Origin of the sequence: Faecalibacterium prausnitzii (assembly GCF_049532945.1) — a bacterium.
Classification (GTDB): Bacteria; Bacillota; Clostridia; order Oscillospirales; family Ruminococcaceae; genus Faecalibacterium; species Faecalibacterium prausnitzii_N.
Window position 1 is genome coordinate 528,953 of sequence record NZ_CP186691.1, and the last position, 14,717, is coordinate 543,669.

The window sequence follows — 14,717 nt, forward strand, 5'->3', positions numbered from 1 at the left end:
GGAAATGAAGGCAAAGCTCCGCCTGGCACTGCTCACCTGATGCAAAAAAGGGCACTGATTGCAATGCAATACAGCGCCCTACATCATCGGACATGGAAAACACCGACCGTGCAAAAACCGTGCAGAAACCGTGCACTCATGGCTTACAAAACAAAAAAGCCATGAAATCTTTCGATTCACAGCTTCCACGTTAGACATTCCTACGCGTTGGGACCCGCGGGCTAAGCAAAGCCACACTGTGGCTTTGCTTGCGGCGCTATGCGCCGCCGCCCTGTTCGAGTCCCTTCCATCGCGCAAACAAAAAAGAAAAACCAGCACACAATGTGTACTGGTTTTTCTTGGTGCAGGAATGCAATCCAAATCCGAACCATTTTCTTTTGATGCGGCTTGAGCCGCTTCCTCAAACGTGATGGTCTGTGTACCTTCTTTATAGTTAAAGGTTATCAAAACCTTATCATCGTACAGATAAATCGAATTGATGAACGTATCCACCAACGCCTGCCGCTGGTCTTTCAGGCTCATGTCCAGCTTACGGAACCTCATCAACCAGAAACGGATAAATTCCTCTTTGATCTTGGGCTTTGCCAGCTTTTCTTCTGCAATGCGGGCTTCAAGCTCACGCTTGGTTTCTTCGAGCTGCTCCAGCCGTTCCTTGGTGGAACTGGTGAGGATTCCGGCCTGAATCGCGTTGAGCATATTCTGGATACCTGATTCCGCATCCCTGAGCTGCTTCTCATAGAGGGGAAGGTTGGTGTTCTCCCGGTCTTGCAGTTCCATGACTTTGGCGATGATGGACTCCATAGCGGCATCGTCTTTTACAAGCTGCATGGTCTGGTTAACCACAAGATCTTCCAGCCACTGTTTACGGACAGTTTTCTTCTTGCAGCCCTTCTTCTTTTTGGCCGTGGCACATTTATAGTAGCGGTGGACTTCTCCCGTCCGGCTTGTGCCGCTTTCGCCAAACATCAGCGCACCGCAGCAACCACAGTGCAGCTTGGTTGTCAGCAGGTAATCGTCCTCTGCCTTTCTTCGGGCAGGGGCTTTCTTGTTTTTGGCAATCTTTTCCTGCACATCATCGAACAGTTCCAGCGGCACGATGGGCGGAATCGCATCCGGCACGACCACATCCCGGAATTTCAGTTCTCCGATATAACGCCGGTTTTTGAGCATGTGCTCCACGCTGTTGTAAGTAAATTCGCCTCCGACCGGGTTCTTGATGCCGTTTTCATTCAGCCAGTCCCGAATCTCTTTCATCGTGAGGCCATCCCGATACTTCGTGAACGATTCCAGCACGAAAGGGGAGGCAAGCGGGTCGATGTGAAATTTCCGCTCGGAATCCAGCGTATATCCAAACGTTCCACGACCACCGTTGCAGCGGCCTTTCAGGATGTTCTCTGTCTGTCCACGGACAACCTTTTCGGCAAGGTCGGCAGAGTAGTATTCTGCATAGCCCTCCAGAACCGATTCCAGAATGATACCCTCTGGCCCCTCGGAGATGATCTCCGTAGCCGACATGAGCTTGACACCGTTCTTCTTCAGCTGGGTCTTATACCGGGCACTGTCGTAGCGATTCCGGGCAAAGCGGTCAAGTTTCCAGACCAGAACAATATCAAACAGCTTCTTGTCGCTGTCCTTTATCATCTGTTGGAATTGAGGGCGATTATCCGTCTTGGCAGAGATGGCGCGGTCAATGTAGTGCTTGACGATAGTGATGTCATTCTTTTCGGCATAGGCCGTGCATTCACGAATCTGGCCTTCGATGGATTCTTCGCGCTGGTTATCACTGGAATAGCGGGCGTAGATCACAGCGGTCATGGCAAGCACCTCTCTTTACACGTCATTGAACGGTGGAGCGTTCTTTCAAAGCGCTGTTTCGTATAATGTATATACCATGTTTTGATGGAGAAATCAAGACTTTTTATTATCTTCAGTTTTTCTTTTTGAACAATTGACCCAACAGCCACCCCTCTCGTTGAAATGAGGTGACTGTTGGGCCGACTTGCTCGGATTCCTTTATTCTTCGTTTAGCTGGACGATGGTATTATAAAAGATTTTGTTTGGAATAACGACTTGAAGAACACCCTTTTTCAAAAGTGCTTCTATGCGTTTCATGACATACCAGTCACTTACCGGAGCAGAAATCGCTTTTAATACGTCTGCGGTAAGTTCACCAACCGAAATAGGAATTCTCGATACTAAACTAATAATTCTCTGGTCGAAATAATCTATGTTAACGCTTTTAACATCGTTCGCATGCCAAATACGCATGGAGGTGTTTTCGTTTAATAGCTTTCCCCATCTTTTGGCATACTCAGTAATAGTTTCTTCCGTCAAATACTTTTGTGAGATCTTATCGGTTTTCCCTTCCATAAATTCTTTCAGACCTTCTCTGGATGCAAGCAAAATTCTATTTGTACCATACTTTGCTGCATAGTAACAAATATAATAAATGCCGCACCAACAATCGGCAGAACTCCTGACCCAAACACGCAGTGGCTTATGATTTATCATATCACATTGAACCGCATTCGCTGTACCATGATATTTCGACCACAGTTGTCTAGCTTCAATTTGGCTGTCAGGATAATATTCTGAAAGGCAATTCACGAATTGTTTGCAACGATATTCTGAATCGCAAGCATATTGAAGTTCTCCCATTGATAACATAAACGGAAACAACTTTACACTTTCGACGATGCCTAAAGCTGCTAACATATTGACATCACTGGGTTCAAAAACAATTTCATCCATAGCTGGTCAGAATCATAATTTCGGGATAGTGACTTGTGTAGTTGCACTCCAATAGATTGGTTTGCTTGAGCCAACCACTCCAAAATAACACCCAACGCTGCAATCAAGATAAGTTCCAACATCATAGAAGTCATATGTATAGGTTGTATTATATATACTTTGTTCTGGAACTAGTGCTGTCGTTGAAAATGGGCAGCTTCGTTCGATGTTATCGGAATAGCTCGTGTAGTAATCCGTTCCTGAAACATTTTTTATTAAATCCGGGCCAATACCGACGGTAGTTCCACTCATATAAAAGCCCAATCCATTGGCCTTTGTATAAAGAACTCTCCATGTTCCATCAATATACGATACAACTCTTGAGCCGTCTGTATTAGAAACAGGAACGCGCATTGGAACCTCGGCCAAAACATAAAATCCGAGATTCTCTTGTTCTTGCACAGAAAGATTGAGAAGTTCTTCTATCGAATAATCATCGATCTTTCTCTTATTTCCAGTTGCAAATGCTGGCTGAATGGTCAGGAGAAATAAAACCGTGACCAATAGAATGGAAATCAGCCGTTTGATTTTGTTAGTCACAGTATACTGCCTCCTAATTTATTTTTTTCTTCACTCAATACACTAAAGCTCCATTGGAATCACCTTCATTAAATTTTCCCCTTCAGGTGTATACTCCTCGGCAAATAAATGTGAACCATACAAATGCTGAAACTACTAGAATACTGTTGGAATAGAAAATATTGTGACCTTACACTGCTTTGGGTGATTACGTTGCTTTCCTTCATTGAATAGCTAGAACAACAGCTACTATCAAGAACAAAGTTGAAAGCCCAAGCTGAACCCATGCAATTTTTTCGTTTTCGGCATTGTTACAGCCTTTGGAGGATACTGCCACTTGGATATAATGCACTGCTACGATTCCATATGAGAAAAACAAAGAAGCCCAAGCATAAGGTACTGCGCTTTTATCTGTCAATCGGACAAGATTACTAGTCCATACTGAAATGCAGCCCCAAAGAGCAAAAGGAGCAATAAGAAAAAAGTTGCTTTTGCCTTTTTTCATTCTTAGCCTCCCACAGCTTGATGGTACGATTTTGTAGTATCCATAAGGTGTCCACCGGAATCATACGAATACAAAATATCATGATAGCAATGGGTAATGTCTATCATATGAGTTTAGTTGCGATCAAGCGATTCAGGGACATCCGGCTGATACGCTGTAAAGCAGCAGGTGCTATTCACACTTAAGACTGCAATCGCCATTGCAAAAGCACATGTAATTTTACTCAGGAAAAAAATCAGTTTTTGTGAATTCTGTTTCATATTGTCCTCCACATTACATAGAATACGTTACATCGACTTCATTGTTTGTTCCGCGAGGAGTTCCCTTCAGCCAGCAAGTATGAGAAGCAATACCATTATAAGCGTTACTGGTAAAGGTGAGTTTTGCCGAACTGGAGTTATACGTCAAACTTGCATCACTATATGTGGAACCCAAAGTTGTAATCGAATAGTCCCATGCATTTGTGACTTTGTTATTCGTCACTGTCATATAAAAATATGCATGAATCACCACTCCCTTATACGAAACCTTCCAAGAATTCGACGATTTCGCTACACGAGAAATTGAATTGTCCACTGACTCGATAGTAATAGTTGCTGGATCACCATTACTGTCAACTACCGCAATTGTGAGCTTCTCGTTTGCCTTCAGTTGATCGAGATTGCTAAAAGTAACAACGTTGTTCTTAACGGTAGCTTTCGGTGAATTCGATTCAGCGAAGGCAGACTGAACGCCAAACGACATTACAACCGCAATAAAAAGCAGACTCGCCGTAAGTTTTTGATAAATTTTCTTGTACTCATGATCACATTTTCCTTTCCTTATTTTGATTTGATTGCTTTTACGACTAAATAAATGACCAGTATGCCGATGCAGAGAGAAATAATTGTCAATGCCTCTGCCGTTGCATTAAGGCAAGCACCAATAAAATAAACCAATACCAAAAATGCAACAAAAGCGATAAGAAGCAGCACCCATTTGTTTTTTTTCATGTTATCACCTCCCTATCTACAAAAGTTGGCATTAAATTTTTGTTGAACCAAAGGAATTGTTGAGAATACAATCAATACCCATTTGGAGAGATAGTAGCAAACTACATGACGTGTATACGGAAGCACATTAAAAATGGCAAGCAGGAAATCTATTGACGAAAGAACAGATGCGACCATCTTGTAACTTGACCGCTTCTTTTCACTTAAAGGCTTATTCTTTGCTTCGATAGGTGAGAGAAAGATAGAGATGCCCAAAAGAGCTACTGTTGTCAGGATACGGAAAAGGTGATTTGCTGCGATTGCCTTACTTAGCAAAATGCAGATAAGTGCCAGTCCGGTAAACGCCAGATAGCATCTGGTGTGCGACGTTGCGTGATATCCACCAATGTAGATTCGCTGTGGGATAAACCCGATCAAAAATGAAAGTGCGTACCGCACATCACCACACACAGCAGCGATGAGAATAACAAGCAGAATGCTCACAACAGATGATATGAGCAACTCGTACCCATAGACATACGCATCCGCCTTTGCTTCATCTATCACTTTTTGCTCACAGAAAAGACGGACTAATTTCTGAGACAGCGTGCGTTCCCACATTGCAGTTGCCCACCTTATCTTCTGATTTTTGCTTCACTGTATCATAAATTTCAACAAAATCAAGAGGTTTGGCAAAACTGGTCGTTCTGGTGACAAAAGTGGTAGGTCGGACTACTTGTAAGGAGCCTTTGCACAGTCTATAATAGTATCGGGACATTATTTTGTGGAGGTTGTCGAAATGCTGAAGTACCACGTTGCAGTCTGCGATGATGAGAAATCAGACCTTGATGGCATTGTTCAAAGCGTCCAGCAGTACGATGTGCAAGGCTGCTTTGACATTGAGACTTACATGGACGGGAATGAGCTTCTGAGCGAATTGCAGATGCAGAAGAAATCCTTTGATCTGCTTCTTCTCGATATCGAGATGCCATCCAACGGTTTTCAGCTGGCACAGTCTCTGATCCAAATGGAGAAACATCCCTTGGTGGTATTTGTCACGAAGCGGCATGAGTACGCTGTGCAAGGATATGGCATTGCATTCCGCTACCTTGTCAAACCTTTGGATCAGACACTGTTCGCTGCAGCAATGGATGCCGTCCTTCAGGAGCTGAACTCCAAACATTTTACAATCGAATACGATGGTGTTACCATGTCCTTGGAGACATCGGACATTTACTTTCTGGAAAGCCACGGACATAAAGTTCTGATCCACTGTAAGGAGCAAGACCTTACATTGCGAATGAGCATTCCTGAAGCCTTGGAGCAGCTTCCCAAACGGTGCTTTGTGTCACCACACAAAAGTTATCTCGTCAACATGGAACACATTGTTTACGCTACAGGAACCGCTGTTTTTCTTTCCAGCGGACATCAGCTGCCGATCAGCAGGAGGAAGCGTCAGGAGTTCAACCAGAACTTCAACGCTTATTTGGGAAGATGATGCTTTATTATTTCGTTGAGTTTGCAGGGAGCTTTGCCAACATCGCCCTGTTGCTGCTTTTTATCGGTCGGCTGTTTCCTAAAAAGGAGCCCGTTTCAAAATGGTTCTATGTGTATGTTGTGCTTATGATCGTTGGTCAGTGTACACTGAGCTTATTCCCGGACTGGGTGACGCAGCGCACGATCTATCTTTTAGTTGGCGGATTTCTCCTCGCACTGCTGTTTTACGAAGTGCGAACATGGCAGGCGGTTTTTGCAAGCGGAGCTTTCTTTACGCTGATTGCTTTGGTGGAAGTGCTTGCAATGCTCCTGATTGGGCTGCGCATCCCTGATACCGATATTCTGATGCAGGCTGGGGCAGCACGGTTGGTTTATGTCGTTTTTTCAAACCTGATTCAAATTCCACTTGTAGTCCTGATCTCACATTTTTTCAGTCGAAAGGGAAATGCTCTGCGCATCCTATGGCTGTTGCCAATCATTGTAATTCAAATCTCAAGTATTGCTGTCTGTTATGTAGCACAGTATCATGCTGCGGATGAGTATTTCCCGGATTATATGGTCGGCCTTATGGCTGTACTTCTCCTTATAAACATCCTGATTGTGTTCTATGTGGAAGCTCTCCGGGAAAATGAACTGGAAAAATTCAAAGCCAAGTTCAATGAGCAGCAGTACAACCTTCAAATGGAATACTACCAGCAGCTCAAAGAACGTCAGGAAGAAGTCCGTTCTCTACAGCATGATGTGAAGAAATACATTCTGGCGATGCAGGCAGTTGCAGAACACGGTGATACCGAAGAACTTCACAAGATCGCACAGGCCGCCACGAATGTTTTCGAGCGTTCCACAAATATTTCTGCGGTCGGAAATCCTGTTGTTGATGCTCTTTTGAATTATTACTTACGAATTGCGGAAAGGAATAACATCAACGTCAAACTGGATGTGACGATTCCTGAAGTCCTGACGATCTCATCGTTGTCTTTGAGCATCATTATCGGAAACACATTTGACAATGCCATCGAAGCCTGTTGCGACCTGCCAGCGGAACAGAGAATCATTCATCTACAGCTGCGCAAGCAGTATCGAAGCCTCTTCTATCGGCTGGAAAACCCATACAGTGATACTTCTCGCGGAATCCGCATCGGAGAGTATCACGGTTACGGACTAAAAAATATAAATCGTATCGTTCAGGAGAACCATGGTGACTTCTATACGAAAAAGAAAGACGGTGTGTTTACCGTCCAAGTCCGCCTGAACTGCGAAAATTAAAACATTCTCCTAAAACATTGCTTTGCTTTTGCTTGTACTTTGTGTGTTTCATTCATCTGATGTATTCATTATCCTGAAGTGTTGACACACATCAATACTTATGTTATCATTCCCAACAAATCCACAGCGATTTCTGTAAAGAAACGATTCTGTGCGGTTTTATTTCCTGCGAAGATTTACCGCCCCGCAACACACCCGATCATTTTGCCGTCTGTTTCACCCGACAAAATCCTTCGCCTGTACTGCGTGGGCGGTATTTTCTTTTTGGGGAAGCCGTACCTTGAGAATTTCATGAGCCGTCCGAGCGTGATACCGGCTTTTCGGCCAACGCCGCTGCAAAACAGGGGCAGGAACTTCGTTCGGAGCAAACGGCGATCAACATACACGAGCAGCGGAACTCTCTACTTATTTTTGCGTCTTAACAATTCGGAAACAACTTTCGGAAATGCGTTTTGAGCGCAGCGGTGGAGAGCAAGAACCGTCCCGTGGCCACAAATTTTCAATTCTTGAAAATGTTGTGCTCCACCGGGACTTCACTTCTTCAATGCGTCTGCATTTCCGAAGTGATCTTGTTGGGGCGTGCCTGCCCCAAACCCTGCCGAGTAACAATAAAGTTCATAATTGTTCCATGGACTGAGTATAACACATCCTTCGATGATACACTACTCCTCTTTTTGCAAAAATCCAATTATCTTTGGTGACCTGTCGTGAGATGCAATTATTTCATGTCGTTTCACCAATCACTTGACTTGGTTTGAAAAAACACAGAGCATATGATACAATAGAACAAATAATGTTGTCTACCGAGAAAGGAAGTGTCTTTCCATGAAAAAAATCCATAAGTTCTTTTCTAAAGATTTGCTCCATATTCTTGGTGCTGTTGGGATTTTTGTTGCTTTTCTGATTTCTATCGCCTATAAGCAAGTTGGAATCGGGGCACTCATAGCTGCGTGGCTTATTGCTATGGCAATTATCGGGGTAGCATGGATTACAGACATCCGCAAAGCAGACCTGCTGAAAAACGGAAAGATTGTTTCCGGAAAAGTTAATGCAGTAAAAAGGGTTCACATAAAATTCCACATGAGTACCTATCACCTTGCTGATGAAGATGTAATTTATCCTTGGGTGATTCGGTACCAATACAAGATTGGAAAAGACACTTATTATGGACAGTCCCATTGGTTTTGGTTCAAACCTCTCGTGAGCAAGGGAACACCTATAAAGGTGACTATTGACCCTCAAAACCCAGAAAGAAGCATTGTTGCTGCATGGGAAAGTTAATAGATTGTTTCTTTCCTCTATGATAACGGAAATTTCAAAGGAGCGTAATCTCCTTTGGCACACGACTTTGGAACAAAGTCTAGTGTGTTACACCTCGATAGAGGTGTGCCGCTCCCAGACACAAAAAGTCCCATGGCCAACACCTCGGCGGTGTGGTCATGGGACTTAATGCTTTTTAGGCCTAGCGGAGTGAACAGTAACCAATCCTGACATCCAGTTGCCGTGTCATTTGTTGAATACTGTTTTACGAACAGTCTGCGGACGTGAAGACCCACCATTATATCATCAGCTTCGACCCGAAGGACGCAGTAGAGAACGGCCTGACCATGGAGCGGGCGCAAGCCCTATATGCAGAAGCCCCGCGACTGGTGTGAGGGTATGAAGCACTCCAGCACGGCCCAGACCATGCGGCACTTGCGTGTCGAGGTCATGGAGCTGTGCGAAGGTGCTGGACTGTACCAGATCGACCTGCTCAACGGCTCGAAAGAGCGTGTCAGCGAGGCCGAATATTGGGCAAGGCGGCGTGGACAACAGAAACTTGACCGCGAGAACGCAGCCCTCACCGCAGCTGGACAACCGTCCCGGCAGAAGAAGTTTGAAACCGTAAAAGATACCCTGCGGAAACAGATTTCTTCAGTGCTGTACCGTGTCACGAGTTTTGAAGATTTCTCGGACAGGCTCTTGCAGCAGTACGGCATTACCGTCAAGGAAAGTCGCGGATGCTTAAGTTATCTGCCTGCTGGAAGGACAAAGTTCATCCGGGCAAAAAAGCTCGGTGACAAGTTCGATCAGGCAGCAGTGCTTGCCGCCTTGAAAGAAAATGCTGAGCGTAAGCGCGCGATTCAGTTTATGCCTGACCGCATCGGGAAACTGATCGATATTCAGGCAAAGCTGAAGCAGGGTAAGGGCATCGGCTACGAGCGTTGGGCGAAAAAACACAACCTCAAAGCTATGGCACAGACCTTGATCCTCTTGCAGGAAAATGGTCTGACGAGGACGCACTCGACCAGAGAATTACAGAGCTTGATACCAAGTTCCACGATTCGCTGGCAGTGGTGAAAGATCTCGAAGGTCGCATGAAAGCCAACAAAGAGCTGCGCTATCATGTCGCAGCCTACGCCAGCACCAAGAGCGTCGCACAGCAGTTAAAAGCTGCAAAACGACCCGCAGCCTTTGAAGAACAGCACCGTGCAGAGCTGACAGCGCACCGGGCGGCAGCAGCCTATTTCAAGGCAAATGATATCACCAAGCTGCCCAGCCCGAAAAAGCTGGAAGCCGAGTATGCGCAGCTGGCATCCGAAAAGGCAAAGTTCTACGAGCAGTACAAGGAAGCCAAAGAGGAACTGCTCAAACTGAAAACCGCAAAGCAGAATGTTGCGTCCTTTTTCCGGGAGGAAGAACAGGCGCAGCAGGAGAGATAAAGGAGTGTGCGTATGATCAACTTGAAAATCGACCCAGAGTTCCAGTCTCAGATTCCTCCTCTGACCGATGATGAATTTAAGCAGCTTGAAGAAAATATCCTGAAAGAGGGCAAGCTGCTCTCTCCTTTGATCGTTTGGAACAATACCCTTGTTGACGGCCACAACCGTTATGCCATTCTCCAGAAGCATCCTGAGATTTATTTTTCCACCATGCCGCTCCGATTTGAAAGCAGAGAAGAAGTCCTCGCATGGATCTGCAAGAATCAGTTGGGGCGACGCAATCTCACGCCGGAGCAGAAGAAGTTCCTTGTTGGAAAGCAGTACAGCATCGAGCATCGGAAGCCCGGTGGAAACGGCAACAACCAGCACACGGCTGCTGCCAAGAAAACCGCCCCGGAGGAATTGTGTCAAAATGACACAATTCCTCCCACTGCCACAGAAGCAAGCGTTCGTAAGCAGATTGCAGAGCAGCACCATGTCAGTGAATCCTACGTTTCCCGCTCCGAAAAGTTTATGAAGGGCGTGGAGATCATGGAGCAGATGATGCCCGGTACAAAAGAAAAGATCCTGTCCGGGCAATTCAAAGTCCGTGATGCCGATTTGCACCGTCTTGCCAAGGCAGACTATATCGACCGGCAGAAAATCGTGGATGAGATTCTGTACCCGGAACGGAAGGTCGAGCCGAAACCGAATACAAATGGAGCACCCCCAGAGCCGGGGAAAGCGCCCTATATGCCGATGCAGAAAATCGAATCGGTCTATGACAGCGATGCTTACCCGAAAGAAGTGCGGTACGAGTATGTGGCGCTGGAACACATCACCACTCGTTTCCGTACAGAGTTTGACTATCAGCTGAAGATGATGCCGGATAATGCGCAGCGGGAAGTCATTCTCGAAATCATCCACAAGCACAAGGAGTACCTTGCTTCTCTGGAATCTGCACTCGCAGAGGATGAGCAGACAGCATAACAACAGGCACATTGTATGCTGTCAACGGAAATCCAAAGGAGTGTGCGTTTGAACAAAAAGAAAAAGTCCACAAATATTTCCCCTTACCCCGATGAAGCCATCGAACGACTGGCACGGGCATTCTATCCGGCGATCCTTGCCTGCTGGAACAGCGAGGAAGGTCAACGGGAATTTGCTGCATGGCAGGCGGAACAGGCTCATATCGCAACCAAAGAAAAACAGGAAGTTCCCGCTTGCTGGGTATCCGTAAAACAGTTTTCGAAAAATGACACGGCAACTGCCTGTCAGGATTGGTTACGGAGTACCCGGCTAGGCCGAGGAAGCATCAAGTCCCATGTCCGCACCGTTAAGGTGTTGGGTATGGGGCTTTTTGCATTTCAGGAACGTATACACCTCTGGAAAGGTGTAACACACTAGACTTTGTACCAAAGTCGTGTGCCAAGGGTGCTGCGCCCCTTTGGAATCCCTGCTTACATCGCCTGTGGGCGATGTAGATTCGCCGCACAGAAAGCTCTCACAAAAGGCACACCCGGCTGTCTGCGGCGAGGAGAAGGCACTTCTGCGGAAGTGTAATAACCCACTATGACACTTTCATCCCTGTGGTCTGCAAAGTGTAGTGGGCTCTCCGAGGGGGAACGGCTGTATAGAGTGCGTTTCGGGCAAATCGCCGCATACGTGTATACGGAAGATGGGTACGCACGTACGCAGTAAATCGGCCAAGTTCTCCCATGTAGAGGGTGTAATTTCGATAAAGAACGTGGTATAATTGACTCAACAAATCGATTTGTGGAGGCGATTATTTATGAAAAAAGAAACCAAGAAATCTATCTTATTCTATGCAGCTTCTGCTCTGTTATATATGGCTTCACTTATTAGCTTCATAAGTGGAAATGATAATTCTATGGCTGTTGTATGGTTGTGTCTTGGTTCATCATTTCTTTGCCTTGGCTCGACGCATCTTTGTTTAGGTTTGTCTCGTAAGAAAAAGGGAAACGACAAAACCGATGCAAGCAATAAATAAATTCCTAGTATATCGCACTCACTCCTAAGCAGGGTTTGGGGCAGGCACGCCCCAACAAGAAGCTGTCCCAAAAGGGCAAGAATTTTCAAGAATTGAAAATTTGTGGCCACGGGACGATTCTTGCTCTCACGAAAACCCATACTTTTTGAAAATCCGCTTTTCGCAGCCAAAGGAGGATGCACCATGAAAAAAGAGATCGAAGCCTTCGTCAACGCAGCCAACGAGCAGGAGTTGGAAGCCGCATGGAATAACCTCTCGGCAGAGGAACAGCGAGTTTTCGAGCAGCTCATGGAGGAAGACTCACCCGAAGATGCACTGGCATTTTTTGCCCAGCTGTATGACGATGCCCCGAAGGAGCAAGCCAGCGAAACCGTAAGCATCTCCGAAAACGAAATCTATTTCAAGCGGCAGCCCTTGACCGAAGAGCAGAAGAAGCACGGCTCCTATGTAGATGAGAACGGCAATCTCCATGTCAAGAACCTGTCTGCATTCTGGATTCCTGAACTGACCACCACGGAGAAAGTCGGTCACACCACCTACACCGTGACCGGCAGCTATGAGGGCAAGGAATCCTTTTTGAAGAAACTGGAGCGCATTGTTGCCAAGAACGCCCAGCAAAAATTTGAAGATGAGGGTGCAGACGAATGACAACTGCGTCCAATTCTGCTATACTTGATCCGGTAACCAATCCTGTACTGACAGTTGCTCCACAGAATAAGGAGGACACAACAATGTCTGGAGCAACGAATAAAATCACCGCACTTTACTGCCGACTGTCGCAAGAGGACGCACGGCTCGGCGAAAGCCTGTCCATTGAGAACCAGAAGGTCATCCTTCTGGAATACGCCAAAAAGAACCACTTCCCGAACCCGGTGTTCTTTGTGGATGATGGCTACTCCGGCACGAACTATGACCGTCCCGGCTTTCAGAGTATGCTGGTCGAGATCGAAGCAGGGCGTGTAGGAATCGTTATCACGAAGGATTTGTCCCGACTGGGGCGCAATTCTGCCTTGACTGGTCTGTACACCAACTTCACCTTTCCCCAGTATGGCGTTCGCTACATCGCCATTAACGACAACTACGACACCATTGACCCGAACAGCGTAAACAACGATTTTGCGGGCATTAAGAACTGGTTCAACGAGTTTTACGCCCGCGATACCAGCCGCAAGATTCGGGCCGTTCAGAAGGCCAAGGGAGAGCGTGGAGTACCGCTGACGGTTAATGTTCCGTACGGCTATGTAAAAGACCCGGAGAACCCGAAGCATTGGCTTGTTGACCCGGAAGCGGCTGCGATTGTGAAGCGCATCTTCTCCATGTGCATGGAGGGACGTGGGCCGACCCAAATTGCGAACCAACTGTGGGCAGATAAAGTTCTGACTCCTACCGCCTACAAGTTGAGCCATGGCCGGAGCACAAACGCACCTGCCCCGGAAGACCCTTATCGCTGGGATAAAAGAGCAGTAAGTTTGATTCTGGAACGCCGGGAGTACACTGGCTGCACAGTCAACTTCAAGACCTATACTAACTCTATCTGGGATAAAAAGAGACATCTGAATCCTGTGGAAAATCAGGCTATCTTCCCGGATACACATGAGCGCATTATTGACGATGATGTGTTTGAAAAGGTTCAGGAGATTCGCAGCCAGCGTCACCGTATGACCCGAACAGGCAAGAGCAGCATTTTCTCCGGTATGGTCTACTGCGCTGACTGCGGTTCCAAGATGCAATATGGTTCGTCCAATAACAGGGACTTCAGTCAAGACTTCTTTGATTGCTCTCTGCACAAGAAGAACGGGAGCAAGTGCAAGGGACATTTCATCCGGGTAAAGGTTCTGGAAGGACGTGTGCTGAGTCATGTTCAGCGGGTGACGGACTACATTCTCCGTCATGAAAACTACTTCCGCAAGGTCATGGAGGAGCAGCTTCGTGTGGAAAGCAGCGAAAAGCTGACCGTCCTGAAGAAGCAGCTTGCCCGGAATGAGAAGCGGATTGTAGACCTCAAACGGCTGTTCATGAAAATCTACGAGGACAACGCCAATGGAAAGCTGAGCGATGACCGCTTCGACATGATGAGCCAGAGCTACGATGCCGAACAGAAGCAGCTGGAAGAGGAATCCCTCTCTATCCAACAGGAAATCGAAGTACAGGAACAGCAAATCGAGAATATTGAAAAATTCGTCCAGAAAGCGCACAAGTACGTTCATATTGAAGAACTCACTCCCTATGCTCTCCGTGAACTGGTGTCGGCTATCTATGTAGATGCCCCGGATAAGTCCAGCGGAAAGCGGGTGCAGCACATCCATATCAAGTACGACGGGCTGGGGTACATCCCTCTGGATGAACTGGAAGCAAAAGAAAAGGCGTGACCGAAGTCACGCCAAATCTTCCCCATTTAGGGAACTTTTGCAAATACTGTTTTATGGGAACTCTGCTTTGGGGAACTCCCTGCCTTACTTATCGTGTGTGGATTTTTG

General features: G+C 46.4%; 18 protein-coding genes. 10 read left to right on the plus strand and 8 right to left on the minus strand.

Annotated elements, in window-relative coordinates:
• Positions 1–78 precede the first annotated feature (78 nt).
• The 8 genes from ACNQFG_RS02635 to ACNQFG_RS02670 form a co-directional block, all read right to left on the minus strand.
• A complete protein-coding gene (locus ACNQFG_RS02635; RefSeq protein WP_423405888.1) occupies positions 79–1,815 on the minus strand; it encodes a recombinase family protein in 1,737 nt (578 codons plus the stop codon).
• Between the two features lie 198 nt (positions 1,816–2,013).
• Complete coding sequence (locus ACNQFG_RS02640) at positions 2,014–2,751, minus strand: DUF3658 domain-containing protein (protein WP_223387800.1); 738 nt, start codon at positions 2,749–2,751, stop codon at positions 2,014–2,016.
• Positions 2,752–2,763: 12 nt separating this feature from the next.
• Entirely contained in the window at positions 2,764–3,330 is a 567-nt protein-coding gene (locus tag ACNQFG_RS02645; RefSeq protein ID WP_117535234.1) for a hypothetical protein, read from the minus strand.
• A gap of 202 nt (positions 3,331–3,532) precedes the next feature.
• Positions 3,533–3,814 (minus strand): hypothetical protein, encoded by a 282-nt coding sequence (locus ACNQFG_RS02650; protein WP_005943373.1) that lies wholly within the window; start codon positions 3,812–3,814, stop codon positions 3,533–3,535.
• Between the two features lie 113 nt (positions 3,815–3,927).
• Entirely contained in the window at positions 3,928–4,074 is a 147-nt protein-coding gene (locus tag ACNQFG_RS02655) for a cyclic lactone autoinducer peptide (protein WP_081027705.1), read from the minus strand.
• Between the two features lie 13 nt (positions 4,075–4,087).
• The gene (locus ACNQFG_RS02660; RefSeq protein ID WP_207699088.1) at positions 4,088–4,558 is read right to left on the minus strand and encodes a DUF5626 family protein; all 471 of its coding nucleotides are present in this window, start codon (positions 4,556–4,558) and stop codon (positions 4,088–4,090) included.
• 77 nt (positions 4,559–4,635) lie between these two features.
• Entirely contained in the window at positions 4,636–4,806 is a 171-nt protein-coding gene (locus tag ACNQFG_RS02665; RefSeq protein WP_005924488.1) for a hypothetical protein, read from the minus strand.
• Positions 4,807–4,818: 12 nt separating this feature from the next.
• Entirely contained in the window at positions 4,819–5,406 is a 588-nt protein-coding gene (locus ACNQFG_RS02670; RefSeq protein ID WP_423405889.1) for an accessory gene regulator B family protein, read from the minus strand.
• 178 nt (positions 5,407–5,584) lie between these two features.
• Here ACNQFG_RS02670 and ACNQFG_RS02675 point away from each other — a divergent pair, with 178 nt between their 5' ends.
• The 10 genes from ACNQFG_RS02675 (at position 5,585) to ACNQFG_RS02720 (ending at position 14,609) form a co-directional block, all read left to right on the plus strand.
• Positions 5,585–6,283, plus strand: a complete 699-nt coding sequence (locus ACNQFG_RS02675) for a LytR/AlgR family response regulator transcription factor (protein WP_117472332.1) — start codon at positions 5,585–5,587, stop codon at positions 6,281–6,283.
• Positions 6,280–7,548: a GHKL domain-containing protein gene (locus ACNQFG_RS02680; RefSeq protein ID WP_423405890.1), complete on the plus strand. Its 1,269-nt coding sequence runs from the start codon at positions 6,280–6,282 to the stop codon at positions 7,546–7,548. The genes ACNQFG_RS02675 and ACNQFG_RS02680 overlap by 4 nt, the downstream gene beginning before the upstream one ends.
• Positions 7,549–8,373: 825 nt before the next feature.
• The gene (locus ACNQFG_RS02685) at positions 8,374–8,829 is read left to right on the plus strand and encodes a DUF3592 domain-containing protein (protein WP_015537049.1); all 456 of its coding nucleotides are present in this window, start codon (positions 8,374–8,376) and stop codon (positions 8,827–8,829) included.
• A gap of 348 nt (positions 8,830–9,177) precedes the next feature.
• Positions 9,178–9,888, plus strand: a complete 711-nt coding sequence (locus ACNQFG_RS02690) for a hypothetical protein (RefSeq protein ID WP_423405891.1) — start codon at positions 9,178–9,180, stop codon at positions 9,886–9,888.
• A gap of 17 nt (positions 9,889–9,905) precedes the next feature.
• On the plus strand, positions 9,906–10,250 hold the full coding sequence (locus tag ACNQFG_RS02695; protein ID WP_423405892.1) for a hypothetical protein: 345 nt from the start codon (positions 9,906–9,908) through the stop codon (positions 10,248–10,250).
• Between the two features lie 12 nt (positions 10,251–10,262).
• Positions 10,263–11,219 (plus strand): hypothetical protein, encoded by a 957-nt coding sequence (locus ACNQFG_RS02700; protein WP_423405893.1) that lies wholly within the window; start codon positions 10,263–10,265, stop codon positions 11,217–11,219.
• 42 nt (positions 11,220–11,261) lie between these two features.
• Positions 11,262–11,636 carry a hypothetical protein gene (locus ACNQFG_RS02705; protein WP_423405894.1) on the plus strand — a complete coding sequence of 125 codons (375 nt, stop codon included), beginning with the start codon at positions 11,262–11,264 and terminating at the stop codon, positions 11,634–11,636.
• A gap of 385 nt (positions 11,637–12,021) precedes the next feature.
• Entirely contained in the window at positions 12,022–12,240 is a 219-nt protein-coding gene (locus ACNQFG_RS02710) for a hypothetical protein (protein WP_080545308.1), read from the plus strand.
• Positions 12,241–12,423: 183 nt separating this feature from the next.
• On the plus strand, positions 12,424–12,888 hold the full coding sequence (locus ACNQFG_RS02715; RefSeq protein WP_005924522.1) for a hypothetical protein: 465 nt from the start codon (positions 12,424–12,426) through the stop codon (positions 12,886–12,888).
• A complete protein-coding gene (locus ACNQFG_RS02720; protein WP_097781440.1) occupies positions 12,885–14,609 on the plus strand; it encodes a recombinase family protein in 1,725 nt (574 codons plus the stop codon). Before ACNQFG_RS02715 ends, ACNQFG_RS02720 begins: the two co-directional genes overlap by 4 nt.
• The last annotated feature ends 108 nt before the right edge of the window (positions 14,610–14,717 follow it).

Excerpts from the sequence above, each read along its gene's own strand:
- ACNQFG_RS02660 (WP_207699088.1), bottom strand. The coding sequence starts at position 4,558 with ATGTCGTTTGGCGTTCAGTCTGCCTTCGCTGAATCGAATTCACCGAAA.
- ACNQFG_RS02695 (WP_423405892.1), top strand. The coding sequence starts at position 9,906 with ATGAAAGCCAACAAAGAGCTGCGCTATCATGTCGCAGCCTACGCCAGC.
- ACNQFG_RS02715 (WP_005924522.1), top strand. The coding sequence starts at position 12,424 with ATGAAAAAAGAGATCGAAGCCTTCGTCAACGCAGCCAACGAGCAGGAG.
- ACNQFG_RS02670 (WP_423405889.1), bottom strand. The coding sequence starts at position 5,406 with ATGTGGGAACGCACGCTGTCTCAGAAATTAGTCCGTCTTTTCTGTGAG.
- ACNQFG_RS02640 (WP_223387800.1), bottom strand. The coding sequence starts at position 2,751 with ATGGATGAAATTGTTTTTGAACCCAGTGATGTCAATATGTTAGCAGCT.
- ACNQFG_RS02710 (WP_080545308.1), top strand. The coding sequence starts at position 12,022 with ATGAAAAAAGAAACCAAGAAATCTATCTTATTCTATGCAGCTTCTGCT.
- ACNQFG_RS02685 (WP_015537049.1), top strand. The coding sequence starts at position 8,374 with ATGAAAAAAATCCATAAGTTCTTTTCTAAAGATTTGCTCCATATTCTT.
- ACNQFG_RS02690 (WP_423405891.1), top strand. The coding sequence starts at position 9,178 with ATGCAGAAGCCCCGCGACTGGTGTGAGGGTATGAAGCACTCCAGCACG.
- ACNQFG_RS02665 (WP_005924488.1), bottom strand. The coding sequence starts at position 4,806 with ATGAAAAAAAACAAATGGGTGCTGCTTCTTATCGCTTTTGTTGCATTT.
- ACNQFG_RS02635 (WP_423405888.1), bottom strand. The coding sequence starts at position 1,815 with ATGACCGCTGTGATCTACGCCCGCTATTCCAGTGATAACCAGCGCGAA.
- ACNQFG_RS02675 (WP_117472332.1), top strand. The coding sequence starts at position 5,585 with ATGCTGAAGTACCACGTTGCAGTCTGCGATGATGAGAAATCAGACCTT.
- ACNQFG_RS02680 (WP_423405890.1), top strand. The coding sequence starts at position 6,280 with ATGATGCTTTATTATTTCGTTGAGTTTGCAGGGAGCTTTGCCAACATC.
- ACNQFG_RS02720 (WP_097781440.1), top strand. The coding sequence starts at position 12,885 with ATGACAACTGCGTCCAATTCTGCTATACTTGATCCGGTAACCAATCCT.
- ACNQFG_RS02700 (WP_423405893.1), top strand. The coding sequence starts at position 10,263 with ATGATCAACTTGAAAATCGACCCAGAGTTCCAGTCTCAGATTCCTCCT.
- ACNQFG_RS02650 (WP_005943373.1), bottom strand. The coding sequence starts at position 3,814 with ATGAAAAAAGGCAAAAGCAACTTTTTTCTTATTGCTCCTTTTGCTCTT.
- ACNQFG_RS02655 (WP_081027705.1), bottom strand. The coding sequence starts at position 4,074 with ATGAAACAGAATTCACAAAAACTGATTTTTTTCCTGAGTAAAATTACA.